The 14379-nt window shown below is 62.8% G+C and carries 11 protein-coding genes and 2 pseudogenes; 5 read left to right on the top strand and 8 right to left on the bottom strand.

Annotated elements, in window-relative coordinates; all coding sequences use genetic code 11:
- Positions 1 to 366: 366 nt before the first annotated feature.
- From VT84_RS13050 to VT84_RS13030, 5 genes are all read right to left on the bottom strand, one after another.
- Positions 367 to 1389 carry a prenyltransferase/squalene oxidase repeat-containing protein gene (locus tag VT84_RS13050; RefSeq protein WP_082839835.1) on the bottom strand — a complete coding sequence of 341 codons (1023 nt, stop codon included), beginning with the start codon at positions 1387 to 1389 and terminating at the stop codon, positions 367 to 369.
- 104 nt (positions 1390 to 1493) lie between these two features.
- Positions 1494 to 3020, bottom strand: coding sequence for a Gfo/Idh/MocA family protein (locus VT84_RS13045; RefSeq protein WP_082839834.1), 1527 nt, complete (start codon positions 3018 to 3020; stop codon positions 1494 to 1496).
- A gap of 858 nt (positions 3021 to 3878) precedes the next feature.
- Positions 3879 to 6218 carry a methyl-accepting chemotaxis protein gene (locus tag VT84_RS13040; RefSeq protein WP_082839833.1) on the bottom strand — a complete coding sequence of 780 codons (2340 nt, stop codon included), beginning with the start codon at positions 6216 to 6218 and terminating at the stop codon, positions 3879 to 3881.
- Between the two features lie 54 nt (positions 6219 to 6272).
- The gene (locus tag VT84_RS13035) at positions 6273 to 6785 is read right to left on the bottom strand and encodes a hypothetical protein (protein WP_157469476.1); all 513 of its coding nucleotides are present in this window, start codon (positions 6783 to 6785) and stop codon (positions 6273 to 6275) included.
- Between the two features lie 304 nt (positions 6786 to 7089).
- Entirely contained in the window at positions 7090 to 7707 is a 618-nt protein-coding gene (locus VT84_RS13030) for a response regulator transcription factor (protein WP_052558331.1), read from the bottom strand.
- A 743-nt stretch (positions 7708 to 8450) separates the two neighbouring features.
- Between VT84_RS13030 and VT84_RS40790 the strand changes: the two are divergent.
- From VT84_RS40790 to VT84_RS13015, 3 genes and pseudogenes are all read left to right on the top strand, one after another.
- A pseudogene (locus tag VT84_RS40790) lies at positions 8451 to 8633 on the top strand (type II secretion system protein); the annotation flags it as partial.
- 384 nt (positions 8634 to 9017) lie between these two features.
- On the top strand, positions 9018 to 9659 hold the full coding sequence (locus VT84_RS13020; RefSeq protein WP_052558334.1) for a hypothetical protein: 642 nt from the start codon (positions 9018 to 9020) through the stop codon (positions 9657 to 9659).
- A gap of 135 nt (positions 9660 to 9794) precedes the next feature.
- The gene (locus VT84_RS13015; RefSeq protein WP_052558336.1) at positions 9795 to 10181 is read left to right on the top strand and encodes a VOC family protein; all 387 of its coding nucleotides are present in this window, start codon (positions 9795 to 9797) and stop codon (positions 10179 to 10181) included.
- Positions 10182 to 10984: 803 nt separating this feature from the next.
- Here VT84_RS13015 and VT84_RS13010 read toward each other — a convergent pair.
- The 3 genes and pseudogenes from VT84_RS13010 to VT84_RS13000 form a co-directional block, all read right to left on the bottom strand.
- A complete protein-coding gene (locus tag VT84_RS13010; protein WP_052558337.1) occupies positions 10985 to 11326 on the bottom strand; it encodes an RNA polymerase sigma factor in 342 nt (113 codons plus the stop codon).
- Positions 11327 to 11613: 287 nt separating this feature from the next.
- Positions 11614 to 12264: an IS256 family transposase gene (locus VT84_RS13005; RefSeq protein WP_410000394.1), complete on the bottom strand. Its 651-nt coding sequence runs from the start codon at positions 12262 to 12264 to the stop codon at positions 11614 to 11616.
- A pseudogene (locus VT84_RS13000) lies at positions 12264 to 12416 on the bottom strand (FAD-dependent oxidoreductase); the annotation flags it as partial. The pseudogene VT84_RS13000 and the gene VT84_RS13005, both read right to left, overlap by 1 nt.
- A 603-nt stretch (positions 12417 to 13019) precedes the next feature.
- Here VT84_RS13000 and VT84_RS12995 point away from each other — a divergent pair.
- Together VT84_RS12995 and VT84_RS12990 are read left to right on the top strand one after the other, a co-directional pair.
- Positions 13020 to 13400, top strand: a complete 381-nt coding sequence (locus VT84_RS12995; protein WP_082839829.1) for a hypothetical protein — start codon at positions 13020 to 13022, stop codon at positions 13398 to 13400.
- A 109-nt stretch (positions 13401 to 13509) separates the two neighbouring features.
- Positions 13510 to 14292 carry a hypothetical protein gene (locus tag VT84_RS12990; RefSeq protein WP_052558342.1) on the top strand — a complete coding sequence of 261 codons (783 nt, stop codon included), beginning with the start codon at positions 13510 to 13512 and terminating at the stop codon, positions 14290 to 14292.
- The last annotated feature ends 87 nt before the right edge of the window (positions 14293 to 14379 follow it).

The following is a 14379-nucleotide window of genomic DNA, read 5'->3' as shown; positions in this document are numbered from 1 at the left end:
AACGCGGCCTTGAAGTTGTCCCCCTTCGCGGCCTCCTCGGAGCGCTTCACGAGGTCGTCGGCCTTCGCGAGTGTGTCCACCGGGAACTTGGCTTTGACGGCCTGCTCGCGCTCGGTCTGGAACTTCTCGCGGAGCGCCTTGACCTCGTCGGCCGTGGGGCCGGCCGGCTCCGCGGCCACGAGCGGCACCGCGAGCGCGCCGGCGAGGAGCATCAACACGAGGGGTCGAAGGACGGAACGCATGGCGGCCTCACACTCGGAGCAAGCGGCGCAAGTGATTGCGGACCAATGGGGACCAGTATACACAGACGGACGAGGGGGACGAACGTAACAAGTGCCGGGCGAACCCGTCCCCCCCGCACCGCCGCTACTCGTTCACCTTCTCGCCGGCCGCGCTCAGTGCCAGTACGCAGAACGCGGTACCGGCGTTGGTGATGTAGTGGGCCTTGTCGTTGTTCAGCGAGCGCGTGTACCAGCGCCCGCTCGCGCGCTGGTTCGTTTTGAGCCATTTTATCGCGCTCGTGATCGCGGGATCGTTCGGCTTTTCGCCCGCTTGAAGCAGCACGAAGGTGACGAACCCGGTCCCGTATCCGTCGCTGTCCGCGTTCGGGTCGTTCGGCGTCTTGTCCGCGTCGCGCCGCTTGTACTCACCCAGGGACGGCAGGGACCATCCGCCGCCCTTGCGCTGTTTCGCTTTGAGGGACTTTATTGCCTTTGCTTGTTCGTCGGCCGTGAGCAGCCCGTCGAGCTTGGTCGACGCCCAGAGCAGCAGCGCGGTGTGGTGCAGGTCGGGCGCCGGGGTCTTTTTCAGGTACGTTTTCAGTTTCGCGACACCAGTTTTGGCCGCTTCGGTCTTGGCGTAGTCGCCAGGTGCATAACCGACCGCGAGCGCGGCGAGAACCGCGCCGTAGTAGTCGTCGTGTTCGAGCGGCGGCCAGTCGCACTTCAGCCACTTCCAGTCTCCGGTCGCGCGCTGGACGGTCCACATGCGATCGAGGGCGGCTTTGGTCGTGCTGTGAAGAGTGTTGGTTTGCTGCGCGTCGTTGTACGCGAGTGCGAACGCCGTTGCTACGATGTAGGCGTCGCCTCGAGGTTTTCCGCCCGCGGACCAGTTCGTGACGTCGGTTTCGAGGTACTTGCGTACTTCTTTCCACCCCGCGTCGCCCTTCAGTAAGGGGCGGGCCGTGAGGTACGGCATGTTGGTGTGGCACGTGATGCAGTCGCGCTCGCGTGTCCAGTTCACGCCGACGCCGTCGAGGTACTCGGCCGCCTTCGTGTAAGAGAGCTTCTTCGCGAGCGGCTCGTCGGCTCGGGTGGACGCGGGTTGCGGGAAGTCGGCGGCGGGGCTTGGTGTCGCGCACAGGAGAAGCGCGAAGTACACGTATCGCATGGGAGAGTCCCTCGGGTGAAAAGCGAACGGGGGCTGTGGCCCCCGCTGTGAGACGCGACTCGCGGGCGCCACCAACTGCCGCGCCCGCGAACGTTACCCCGGTGTTACACGATCTCCTTCAGCTCGAACCCCTTACGGTACTCGCGGAACAGCATCGCGTTGGCCCGGTCCGCGAGTGCCTTGTCGCTGCTGAGGAGGCGCTCCGTTTTCGTGTCGATGGAGAGCGCCGGTCCGAACCGCCCAGCGGCGCTACCCACATCGACTTTGTTCGCCTTCAGGTGGGTCAGCATCGCGGAAAAGAACTCGTTCGCGTTCTTGTCGTCGCTCACCTTCGTGTTCGCGCCGATGGCTTGTTCGGTACCGAGCCGGTAGCTGATGTTCGCGAGGTGGCACAGCGACGCGGAGAGGTGCCCCTCGGCGATGTCGCAGTTCAGGTCTTCCACCTTCCGGCTGCGCACGGCTTTCACGAAGTTGTCGAAGTGGTGCTGGTCGCTGCCGAGGAACTTCATGTCGCCCTTCGAGTCCTTCCCCCAACCGAAGCGGGTGACCTCCTTGCCGTCCTTGTCGTAGGCGATGCCGCCGGCGTAGTTCGGGCACACCACGTAGCCCTCGGTGCCGACCCAGATGTTCCCGACCTTCGCGCCCTTGTAGTCCTTCGTTTCCAGCCCGCGCACCTCGAAGATCATTTTCGCGTCGGTGTAGTCGAACAGACAGAATTGCGTGTTGGCGGTTTCGCCGTCGTCGACGTACCCGAACCGCCCGCCGGCGCTGAGCACCGTGTTCGGCATGGCAGTTTTGCCGAGGCCCCAACGGGCCTTGTCCATTTCGTGGACGCCCTGGTTGCCGAGGTCGCCGTTGCCGGTGTCCCAGACCCAGTGCCAGTTGTAATGGACCGTGCCGAACTTGTCGTTCGGGTTGTTGCGCCGGGGCATCTTCAGCGGGGCCGGGCCGCACCAGAGGTCGTAGTCCATCGTCGCCGGGGGCTTCTGGTCGCCGGACTTTAGCCCCACGTCTCCGATGCTCTTGCGCGGCTTGTAGCACAGCCCGATCGCGAGATCGACCTTCCCGAGCTTGCCGCCCCGAATATAGGCGATCGCCTCGCGCATGCCCGGGTTACTGCGGCTCTGGGTGCCGACCTGACAGATGCGTTTGTACTTGCGGGCCGCGGCCGTCATGATCGTGCCCTCGTGGACGTTGTGCGTCGCGGGCTTCTCGACGTACACGTCCTTGCCGTTCTGCATGGCCCACACCGCCATGAGCGCGTGCCAGTGGTTCGGGGTCGCGATCGAGATCACGTCGATGTTCTTGTTCTCGACGACCTTGCGGATGTCCTTTTCGTACTGCGGGGCCTTGCCCTGTTTGCCCTCGATGGCCTTCATCGCGCGCCCGATGGCGGCCTCATCGCAGTCGCACACGGTGGTGATTTCGCAGTTGTTCTTGCCCAGGAACCCGTCCACGTGGCTCATCCCGCGCCCGTTCACGCCGACCACCGCGACGCGGAGCTTGTCGGCCTGCGCCTTCGTCTTGGTTGTGGAGGTTTTGTCGTCGGCGCGCCCCACGGACCCGGCGGCGGCAGCGGCGGCGATAAGGGCGGAGCGGTTTAGGAACTCGCGTCGGTTGAAGAGATCCATTGGCAGCTTCCCCGGCGTTTCGGGCCGGATTTTTAAGGAATGGGAGAGGGCTCGAGTAGGAATTCGACCTTCCCACTTTAATCGGGCGCTTAGGTCCGAAGCAACAACGCGGTTCCAGAACTGTTGCCGCGGTAGTAGCGGTCGTATTGACCCAACCGGCGCAGTGTTGGGTGTTCGATTTGCGGACCGCGCGCGGAACGTCCATGTTCCGGTCGTGCGGGGCGTTCTCGTACCGTTTACTTCCGACCTGGAACGCGGAGCGCTCACCGGCCCGCCGGGGTCCGTTTGAACTGGCGTTTGAACACAACCCCGAACGGCGGGGTTGGGTCGGGCTGTTCCGACGCTAGTTTGAACGAAACCCCGCGCGGGCCGGAAACAGCGATCCCCGTGTGGTGAAGGCACCAAGTCCCTCGGACGACGCAACATCGTCCTGCTGCCACGCAGCGAGCTAAATCGGCCGCGAGAACGAATCACACGATACCCGGAGCGCTGACCGATGCAAGCACCGGGGCGGGGGCAGAGTTGTATTGAATAAATTATGGCATTATTTTCACTAGTGGTATTGATGTCATTCACCATGTTGATGTATAATGCTTCGTTGGGAGTGGCGAGAAGGGGTCATGTACGCCCGTTGTCAGGCGCGGTACAGTTGGGGGTGAGCGAATGTTAGCCGATTCGAGTAGTGAATTGCATTTTTCGCGGAGATTTCCGCGTTCTTGAGGGGCTGCGGGCCAGAATGTTAGCAATTGTTAGCCGGTACGGAGGGCGTTTTGGCTGAATTGACGCGGCGCACTCGGGGACCGGCTGCCCGCTCATCTCGTGAGCAGATCATCGGCGCCCGAGTGCGCTTCGGACGGGCTAGAACTCGGTGAACCCGTCGTTGCCGTCGTTGCCGAGACGGTCGAGTTCGTGGGTGCGCCCGTTGCCGTTGGAGTGCCCGTTGCTCATCGCGCGGGCCACCGCGGGCCGGGGTTTGGTCGCCGGTGCCTTCGCGCGAACGGCTTTGTGTGCCGGGCGCGGAACGGAGTGGCCGTCGTCACCGAGCTTGAACCGAGCGACGAGGTCGCGGAGCTGGGCCGCCTGGTCCGTAAGCGTTTGGGCCGTGGCCGACATTTCCTCGGTCTGTGAGGCGTTGCGCTGGGTCACGGAGTCCATTTGCGAAACGGCCTTGTTGACCTGATCGATGCCCGTGGACTGCTCCTTACTGGCCGCCGCGATCTCCGTGATGATGTCCGTCACCCGCTTCACCGAAGTGACGATTTCGCCCAACGTCGAGCCGGACTGGTTCACGAGTTCGGTGCCCGCGTCGACCTTCTTGACCGAGTCCTCGATCAGCGACTTGATCTCTTTCGCGGACGTGGCACTGCGCTGGGCCAGGTTGCGAACCTCGGACGCGACGACCGCGAACCCGCGGCCCTGTTCGCCGGCTCGTGCGGCTTCGACGGCGGCGTTGAGGGCGAGCAGGTTGGTCTGGAACGCGATCTCGTCGATCGTCGTGATGATGTCCGCGATCTTCTTCGAGGACTGGTTGATCTCGCTCATTGCGTCGACCGCGTTGCTGACGACCTGGCCCCCGCGCTCGGCCACTTCCTTGGACCCGCTGGCGAGCTGGCGCGCTTGCTGCGCGCTGTCCGAGTTCTGCTTCACGGTCGCGGTGATTTCTTCGAGGGTACTGGCCGTTTCTTCGAGGCTACTCGCTTGTTCCTGAGCGCCCGTCGAGATTTCCTCGCTGGCCGCGGACAGTTGACCGGAAGCGTCGGCGAGTTGCATGGACACCTCGCGCACGCCCTCCAGTGCGGTCCGAACAGAAACGATCGCCTTATTGAGTGCGACCGCCATCTGCCCGACCGCGTCGTTCCCGAGGTCCGGGGCCTGCTGGGTGAAATCCCCCGCGGCCAGGGCCGTCACCGAGGTCACGATCGTGGCGACTTTGTGTTGCAAGTCGGCCGCGTCCTCCTTGACCTTCTGTTCGAGCATCTTGGCGGCGGTAATGTCGGTGGCGTACTTGACGACCTTGTAGGGCTTGCCGTTCAGGTCGAAGATCGGGTTGTACGAGCCTTGGATCCAGACCTCCTTGCCGCCCTTGCCGACGCGCTGGAACTCAGCCGCGGTGTACTCCCCGCGGTTGAGCCGGGTCCAGAAGTCTCGGTACTCGGAACTCGATGCGTTGGAAGGCTCGACGAACATGCTGTGGTGCCGGCCCTGGATCTCGGACAGGCTGTACCCCATCGTGCGCAGGAAGTTCTCGTTGGCGCTCGTGATGGTGCCGTCCATCTTGAACTCGATCACCGCCTGGGCGCGCCCGATGGCCGCGATCTGGCCCATGAAGTCCGCGTTCTCCGCGCGCTGCTTGCCCACGGCTTCCCAGTTCACCTTGTCCTGTTGGAGGGCCGTGTGGATGCCCTGGACCGTGGCGTTGAGGGCCGCGCCCATTTGTCCGAATTCGTCGGTCGAGGTCACCGTGGCCTTCTGAGTCAGGTCGCCCGAGGACACGGCCTGGAGCACTTTCACCGTGGTGTTCAACGGGTTCACGATCAGACCGCGGAAGAAGATCCCGAGCCCCACTGCCACGAGCACCGCGCCCCCGATGACCGCGTACATGGTCGTTTTGGCCGACGCGAACAGTTCCTGGGCGTCTTTGGCATCGCGCTCGGAGATCTCGCCCTGGAGGTCGCAGAGGTCGTTGAGCAGCCCGTTCAACTTGGTTGCGTTCGCGTTCGAGGCCAAGCAGAGTTTCTCGGCCTGTTCGATGTGCCCGGTTTTCAGGGCGGCCATCGTCGCTTCGTGGTCCCGGCGGAACTCCTCCAGGCGCGGGAGGAACTCGTTCCAGAGCTTCTTCTCTTTGTCCATCATGGGGAGCGCGTCGTAGCGCTTTTGTGCGTCCCGGGCTTTGGTCCACGCGGTTTCCATCGCCCCGGTCGCCTGGGCGCGAGTGGTTTCGTCCTTGGCGCGGAGGGCCACGAGAAGGGAGCGCTCGGTCCGCTGCACTCCACCGATGCTGCCCCGCAGGTCGGTGACGGCCCGGAGCGACGGGATCAGGTTCCCGTTGGCGTTCTCCAGGGACTGGTTGATCTGGGTCATGGACCGGATGCCCCAGAACCCGACCGCCGCACACGCGACGGCCAGCAGGAGGAACCCCCCGATGAGGCGGGTGCCGATCCCGAGGTTGCCGAATTTCGTTGCCATCTGCGTCGACATGGAATTGAGCCCTCTACAAGTGGCCCCGGGTGGGGAAGAAATAGGTCGGTTCAGTCAGTTGGCCGAGACGAACCCGCCGGCGCGCGGGGGGACGGGGGCCGCGGGCGCCCCCAAGATGGCGGGGGCGCCCGCGGCCCCGGGCGCGCGCGCCTCGCCCAGCCAATTCCGCTTCAATTCCGCGACGCGCGCTGTGAGCCGGGTGATCGATTCGTCGAGGTCGCCGCGGGCCGATTGCCCCACGCGCCGTGCCCGTTCGGTCAAATCGGCAACGAGGTCGTCGAGGAGCCGGATCACGTGGACCAGCGGCCCGGCGGCTTCAGAAGCCGATGCCGGCCAGTTCCGCAGGTGGACGCGGTTCGGGGCCGATTCGATGAGCCGCGCCAGGGCAAAGAGCGCGCCCGGAGCGAACCCGGTGGTGCGGGCGCAATCCAGGAACACGAGCACTTCCGGGTGCGCCCGGAGCCGGTACTCGACGGCGGGCGCGATACTGGTCCACTTCGAGAGGGTCACGAAGCCCGTGAGCGCGAAATCAGCGCCTGGGCACACCGGCCCGTGTGGGGTCCACAAGGTTGTTCCTCGGTTCGGCAGGAGGGATGAACCGCGCGGGTTCGGAGTGGGTGCGAGACCCCACAAATCGGCGGACGTCCCCAAGATCGAATGGCGTTGAAAATTATGCCCTGGGTGATTCCCTCAGAGGGGTTGTGGTATCGCTCAGAAAATTGGAGTGCGGTCGGGGAAATGCTTGGCGGTCGGTGGGGAAGATTAATAACGGGCGCGAAAAAGTGTGGTTTTTATCGTTTGAGCGTAACGGGTGGGTCACCGTAGGGCCGCGCGCCCGATCGCAGGAACGCGGGAACGAGTGGGTGGGTACTCACTGGCGCGAGGGGGATTCCAGTGTTAAGACTAGTCGGATGAGTTCGGCCAGGCTCGCGGCCTGGAGCTTCCGCATCACGTTGGCCCGGTGGAACTCGATGTTCTTTTCGCTCACCTGTAGCTCGCGGGCGATAACCTTGTTCGCCTTCCCGACTGCGACCAGGTCGAGCACCTCGCGCTCGCGCGGGGTGAGCACGGCCAACCGCGCCCGGGCCGCGGCGCGCTGGGCGTATTCGGACCGGCGGCTCGTGTCGCGCGCCAGGGCCTCCTGAACGGTGTCCAATAGTTCTTGGTCGTTGTACGGCTTCTCGAGCACGTGTACGGCGCCCGCGCGCATGGCGCGGGCCGCGGTGGGTACGTTTCCGTAGGCCGTGACGAGAACGGCCGGGAGCCCCGGTTCGCGCGCGGCCAGCCGCTCCAGGACCGCGAGCCCGCTCAGCCCGGGCATGCGCAGGTCCAGTATCGCGCACCCGGGGCGCTCCGGCCCGACGTCCCGGAGGAACTGTTCCCCGCTCTCGAACGTTTGCACGGGCAGGTTCACGGAGCCGAGCAGCCACGAAAGGGACTTTCGGACATTGGGATCGTCGTCCACAACGAAGACCGTGGGAACACTCATGTCGCGGGTCTCACAGGGCGAACGGCGCGGCCTTAATGAGATTAAGAGCCGCCCGCTAGGGCTTAAACGTCGACCGGGACGCACAATGTCGAATGTCGGGCCGTTGGGAGGGATTCGTCCGTTCGGGGCGCTCTACGGGGCGGGTATCGTGCGGCGGGGTGCGGTCCTTCCAGTTTTCGCCCCTCTCACTCCGGCCGGTGGTTCGATCAAAGCCGGGAAGAGGATTTGTGATTGACAGTGGTTCGTGTGCATCACGCGCCTTGTGTGGGGGCCAATAACGGCGCGGGCCGCTACCGGGCGCGGTCGTACCAGAAACTCGAACACCTCGGACGTTCCGTTCACGGGTGCGGGTTGTTCAGTACTCTCCCAGTTGTATAGGCACGCGACGACTTAGCGCCCACTATCCTGGGACATCCCTCAGACGAGTACGGGTTTTTAGACAGTACCTGATCGGGTTCGCGACCGTTCACTTTCCGGCGTGCCGCGGCGCGAGTGCAGGCCCGGTGAACGCGCCCGGTGTCGCGTTGTTCGTGGGGAACACACGTCTGTTATTAGGTCGGGTTCACAATTTCCGAACGGCCCGCACGCTGTCATATTGCGCAGCTACGAGGTAGATAATGAGATCAAACGGAGAGCGGGCCGTTTGACGTGCGCACGATCTCACGCCCGGCTCACCATCGTCTCAGCCACGCTTGGGTAAAGTTTCTTCCGAACAAACCCACCACCGCCGAGCGGAGGGAATCATGATCGGAACGAAGACGCGCCGGGGGTTCACGCTGATCGAACTTCTGGTCGTGCTGGGCATCATCGCGACCCTCATCGGGCTCCTGGTCCCGGCCGTGCAGAAGGCGCGCGGGGCCGCGGCCCGGGTCCAGTGCCAGAGCAACCTGCACAACGTCGGGCTCGCGTTTCACCACTACATCGACGTGAACAAGGGGCAGTTCCCGGACGCGGCCCGGGTTCCCAGCGTCCCGCTGACCCCGGGCCAGCCGAGTCTGGCCGCGGTGCTCGGACCGTACAGCGAGAACAGCCGCGGGGTGTTCCGCTGCCCGCTCGACTCGACTCGGTACCCGACCGAGGGGCTGAGCTACGAGTACCAGCCCCGGGTGGTCGGCAAGACGTTGGACCAACTGCGGGCCAACAAGCTCGGGCTCCCGCTCACCGAGGTCTGGCTCACCTACGACTTCGACTCGGTACACAGCCCCGACCCGGAGCGCGCGCGCAACTACCTGTACGCCGACGGGCACGTCGAGTAACGCCCCGCGCGGTTCCTCACCGCGATACACCCGCACGTCTTTACCGGAGGCTCCATGCACACGTTCCCCGTTCACTCGCGGAAGAATTCCACGTCCGAAACAGCCCCGCGCCGGCGGTGGCGCCGGTGGGCCGTGATTATGCTGCTCGTGATCGGCGGGATCGTTTGGGCCGCGCGCCCCGATCCGCACCTGGCGCGGGCCAAGGAACTACAGAGCGAACTGTTCGGTTCGGGGGCTAAGAACCTCTCCGCCGAAGAGCGCAAAGCCCGGTTCACGGAGTACCGCGAGCAGGTCAAGCACCTGAGCGCCGATCAGAAGTGGGAACTGTCCGCGCCGGCCCGGGAGCGGCAAAAGGCCGAGATGGAGCGCTATTTCGCACTGTCGCCGAAGGAGAAGATCAAGTACCTCGACGAGCGGATCGACCGTTCCGAGAAAGCGCGGAAAGAGCGCGAACAGAAGGCCGCACAGGGGGCGGGGCGCCCGGGCGGGGGCGGATTCGGTGGCGGTCCGAGCGGGGCTCAAAAGGGTGCTCCGGGTGGCGCGCCCGGGAAAGCACCGCGCTCATCCGAAGAACTCGAGAAGCGACGGAAAGAGAGTCTTGCGCGAACCACGCCGGAGGAACGCGCCCACGCGGACCAGTTCCGCAAGGAGATGAACGACCGGCGCAAGCAGCGCGGGTTACCCGTTCGCCTGTGAGGTGCGTTCCGGGACCAGTTCCGGGTACGGGTGTGGGTTCGAGGGACCGGAAGTGTAGAACGAAACGGACGTGCCCGCCGCGACCGACTTTTCGGACCGCGGTGGCCCCGGAATCGTTCCTCCCGGTCCCCACGAATGCACCTGCTCCGCACTCACCACGTCGCGATCATCTGTTCCGACTACGCGCGCTCGAAACACTTCTACACGACCGTACTCGGCCTGGAAACGGTCGCCGAGGTGTACCGGGCCGGTCGGGATTCCTACAAACTCGACCTGCGATTGCCCGACGGTACGCAAATCGAGTTGTTTAGCTTTCCGAACCCGCCCGCCCGCCCGAGCTACCCGGAAGCGTGCGGGTTACGGCATTTGGCTTTTGAAGTGGCAGATGTGGCCGCGGCGGTTGCGGAACTGGCGCGGCACGGGGTAGTCGCCGAACCTGTGCGCGTGGACGAATACACCGGCAAGCGGTTCACGTTCTTCGCGGACCCGGACGGGCTTCCACTCGAACTGTACGAACGGTGACACCGGGGACATCGCCCGGAGTGTACGTGGTGATCGCCGTTTTCATACGCGGCATTTCAATTCGCGGTCAAAATATCTTGTAGAGCTTGGCCCTCGGTGGGCACTACTCCTCCGAATCCGATCGCGAGGTGCCCGTGACGCCACGATCCCTGTGTGCCGTTTTGCGAACGCTGACCGATGCTGACCTACCGGTATCGGACGCGGAACTGTTGCGGCGGTTTCAGGCGCGCGACGAACGGGCCTTCGCCGAACTGGTGAAGCGCTACGGGCGGTTGGTGTGGGCCGTTTGCCGGAGCTTGAGCCGGTCCGACACCGATGCCCGCCGTGTGCCACCTCCGCGCCCTGTTCCGCAGCGAGAAAACCCAGTGGGATGAATACTGGGTATCACTCGCCGCCTGAAACCTACCGACACTAATGACGCTCACCCCTTCACGAGCCAATTTCACCGCGCGCCGGAAGACCCACACATGAGTTGCCGCTTCGGGTCGGCCAGCGGAGTGGTACCGCATATTCCCAACCGCGATTCTCGTAATCCTCCAGTAGATCACGAAACTTCGACTGGCTCAGCGCGGACACGGTCACGAGATCGTACTTATTCTTGGTGGTCTTGAAGGTGATTACATTTGGATTTTGGGTCAGTTGTTTTCAACCAGCGAGTCGAACAGTTACCGCTGCTCCTGGATAACTTCCGGCGGCTGAGTTTCTGCCCGTCCCACCCAACCCGCACCGGCGCTCAGACCCAATCCGCACGCCAATACCACCCGCGGTCACCAGCACTTTGATGGATGTCGCACTCATACCGATCACCCCTGGGACAATTGACGAACCGAACCGGAAACCGGGAATCCGATCCGAACCAGTGATTCCGCCTTCGCTGCGACCGCCGCGGGCACCGCTCCGCCCCCGAACGCGGCCACGACACCGAACGCCAGGCCCCGTTTTTCGAGCCGGGTGAGTACGGTCTCCTTGGCACGAATCAACCGCCCCGAGAGTGTGCCGAGCTTCCAACCGAGCCGCTCCGCGGCCTCAGTCGCGCCCGCGCCTTCCAAGCAACACAACACGAACGGAACGCGGAGCGCCTCGGGAAATTGGGCGACTTCTTCGTGAACCGCGGCCAGAGCGCGGTCCCACGCCGAGTCCGGCACGATCGAGCCGATCCCCTCGCGCGGGGCCGTAACTCGCTCGCTTGCGCTGCGGCGTTGCGCAGCGCGCCGGGCCTTCGCGCAGAGCTTGTAAGCGACGCCGTGTAACCAGGCGAAAAGCTTGCTCGCGTCACGAATTTTCTTGGCGTTCTCGACCAGAACGAGGAACGTGGCTTGAAAGGCATCGTCGAGGGCCTGTAAAGATTTTGGCTCATGAGGTGGTAGAGGTGGAGGCTGGTCGCAACTCGTTGCCCGACAGCATCCTCTGCTAAACCTCCACCTCTACCGCCTCATGAGCCGTCGGAAGGCGTCCTCCGAACACGATGGCGAAGTGGTTGAGGGCCGCCTTCCACCCTTGTAATGGGCATCGGCCACTGCTTCGAGGCCTCGTGAATCGCCAAGTACACCAACTTTAGCGCGCTCTCCTCGTTCGGGTACTGCTTGCGGTTCCGCGTGAACTTCCGAATCACGCGGTTCACACTCTCGATCGCGTTCGTCGTGTAGATCGCCTTGCGGAGCGCTTGCAGGAACTCAAAGATCGGAATGATATCGCCCCACTTCGCACGCCACTGATTTACGATTGTCGGGCACTTCAATTCCCACTTCGTCGCGAACTTTGTTAGCGACTCTTCCGCCTCCAGTACCGTGGCCGACTGATAGATCGACTTGAGGTCGCTTGCGACCTCGCGGCTGTCCGTGTCCGTCACGTACCTCAGCGCCGCCCGCACCAAGTGTACGATGCACAACGGCACCTTGGTCCGCGGGAACGCCGCGCGGATCGCTTCGGGGAACCCGCTGAGGCCGTCGACGCACACGATGAAGATGTCCTTGGCCCCGCGCTCCTTCAGGTCCGTCAGGCGCGACGGCCAGAACTTCGCGCCTTCGCTTTCCGAGAGCCAAAGCCACAGCAATTCCTTGCGACCCGGCACGCTCACACCGATGGCCACAGTTCCTCGGTGATGCAGCACCCGCCAACGATCTCGCGGCGCTCCAGCACCAGTACCTTGTACCCGGCTTTCGCGAGGTACGCGGCGGTGACGAGTCCGTTGTGCCCGGCCCCGATGATGATGGCGTCGTAAGTGTTTGTTGGCATGGCGACATCTCGATGGAAGGGTACCGTCACTGATAGGAACGCGGACACGAAAAGCTCACGACGCGGGCACCCGAACGTAGTGAGCGATTCGCGATCGTGTCGATCACGAGAACCTGACGAACAGTAGACGATATCCCGTCGAAGTCCCGGTTCGCATCACCTCCTTCGCGTTACATCAATCGCTCCCATTTAAAACCGTGGTCGCACGGTGGCCGATCCGTGATGGACCGGTTCGATGGCTAACAAATGCTAACATTTCCGGGACGACACCTTGCCACGAAATCAACGCAAGCTCAATCATCTCAAACTGTTGCAATCACACAAAAGTGTTGACAGTGTTAGCATCCGCAACATCCTCAAAGGTACCTTCCACTCACGCAAATTCAGGCCACCTTATGAACTTCACGCATATTAACCGATATGTGTACAAAAAAACAGTAAAATTCCCCAAAAAGACGAAAGAGTAGAAATTGTTTGCGAAAGAACATCAGCGAGCAACAAAGTCGCTCCTGTTGGACTGCCGCGCTTGGAACGACGTCGTTGCTCGGCCCGATCCGCTCGGGTAGACTCCCACGACTCGTAGCTCGTGGGGAGGATCACATCATGCGCGTTCTCGCGGTAGGGCTCCTGTTTCTCACCGCCGCTACCGCCAACGCGGGTGCGCGGTACCAGATCACCGCCAAGGACGGGGACAAGGAGGTGACCTACGAAGTCAATTTCGGCGGTGCGCGTAAGTTCGAGCGCTGGACGGCGTTCGACCCGGCGACGAAAAAGTTCGTCTACCTCGACTGGAACCGCGATGAGGTGGCACCGAAGCCGGCAGCAACCATCTGGGACCACCGCACAGGCGAAACGATCAAACTCTACAAGTACCCCGGCGTTGAAGCGCCGCTCCCGGTGATTCCATCTATCACTGAAATGAAGGTGTGCCCACTCACCGGAGACAAAAACTTCAAGACCAAACGGCTCCTCAATTACGATTGAGCGTTGGAACGAAGAATTTTGACAGAATTCACAGGATTGCCGCGAGTTAAAACATAACCTTGCGGCGAAGCGTAACTCGCACCTGCTATTCGGCGTTTCGGAGACCCGAGTGCCCTACGTATGGATTCTCATTCTGACGTTCGGAACGCTGGTTTTCTCGTTCGTTGGCGCGATCATCCTTCAGGCTTCACTTCACGCCGCAAACGCAGTGATACGGGGCGGGCACCGGCGAGCCGCCGTAATCAGGTTCCCGACTTTCGACTGGTCGGTTTCGCTGATGGTGGTGGCGAACATCCTGAACCATGTGGTGAATTGGGGTGCGACACAATTTGTCAGAGACCAAGCCTTCATCAACCCAACCGACGAAGCGGACGTTGCATTCGCCGGCGGGTTAATCTCACTGCCGTTCAACTTGCTGATCTTCGCGCTGGTCTTACAAGCAGGGTTGAAGACGACGTTCCTGCGAGCCGGCCTGCTCACGCTGTTTCAAGTGGTGTTCAGCGTCGTTTACGGTGTAATAGGCGCCGTGATCGCAGTCACGTTCGTGTTTGTGGCTTGGGCAATGGACACGGATGGCATCCCCAAAACACCTGCGGATTTGTTACAAAGCCCAGTCGTGATCGGCGGAATCACCGTGGGTGCCATTGGAGCCGGGGTCGTATTCACCGCGTGCGTATCTGGTTGTCGGGTGCCAGTCTTGATCCCACTAACGACCCCAGAACTAGAGAGCGCTCCCGTACCCCGATCCACGAATTTGGTGCCTGCATACGAGCAAGACGTTAGCCGGGCGTTACCCGAATTGAGTCAGAAAGGGAGCCTTTTCTCCAAAATCCTGCACGTAACGATAGCGCTGGGTGCCATGATCGCGATTCTGCTGGCGATGAAGCCATAAAAACTGCTGCCGAACTCACCGCCCCCACCTCAAAACTTGCACGAACCGCTTCGTGAGAGTACGGCGTGGTGCGAACAACTCCTTGTC

It is taken from the genome of Gemmata sp. SH-PL17, from assembly GCF_001610855.1.
GTDB lineage: Bacteria > Planctomycetota > Planctomycetia > Gemmatales > Gemmataceae > Gemmata > Gemmata massiliana.
The sequence above is the reverse complement of the archived record's forward strand: the minus strand, read 5'-3'. Positions and strand labels throughout refer to the sequence as shown.

Excerpts from the sequence above, each read along its gene's own strand:
- VT84_RS13050 (WP_082839835.1), bottom strand. The coding sequence starts at position 1,389 with ATGCGATACGTGTACTTCGCGCTTCTCCTGTGCGCGACACCAAGCCCC.
- VT84_RS13045 (WP_082839834.1), bottom strand. The coding sequence starts at position 3,020 with ATGGATCTCTTCAACCGACGCGAGTTCCTAAACCGCTCCGCCCTTATC.
- VT84_RS13040 (WP_082839833.1), bottom strand. The coding sequence starts at position 6,218 with ATGTCGACGCAGATGGCAACGAAATTCGGCAACCTCGGGATCGGCACC.
- VT84_RS13030 (WP_052558331.1), bottom strand. The coding sequence starts at position 7,707 with ATGAGTGTTCCCACGGTCTTCGTTGTGGACGACGATCCCAATGTCCGA.
- VT84_RS13020 (WP_052558334.1), top strand. The coding sequence starts at position 9,018 with ATGCACACGTTCCCCGTTCACTCGCGGAAGAATTCCACGTCCGAAACA.
- VT84_RS13015 (WP_052558336.1), top strand. The coding sequence starts at position 9,795 with ATGCACCTGCTCCGCACTCACCACGTCGCGATCATCTGTTCCGACTAC.
- VT84_RS12995 (WP_082839829.1), top strand. The coding sequence starts at position 13,020 with ATGCGCGTTCTCGCGGTAGGGCTCCTGTTTCTCACCGCCGCTACCGCC.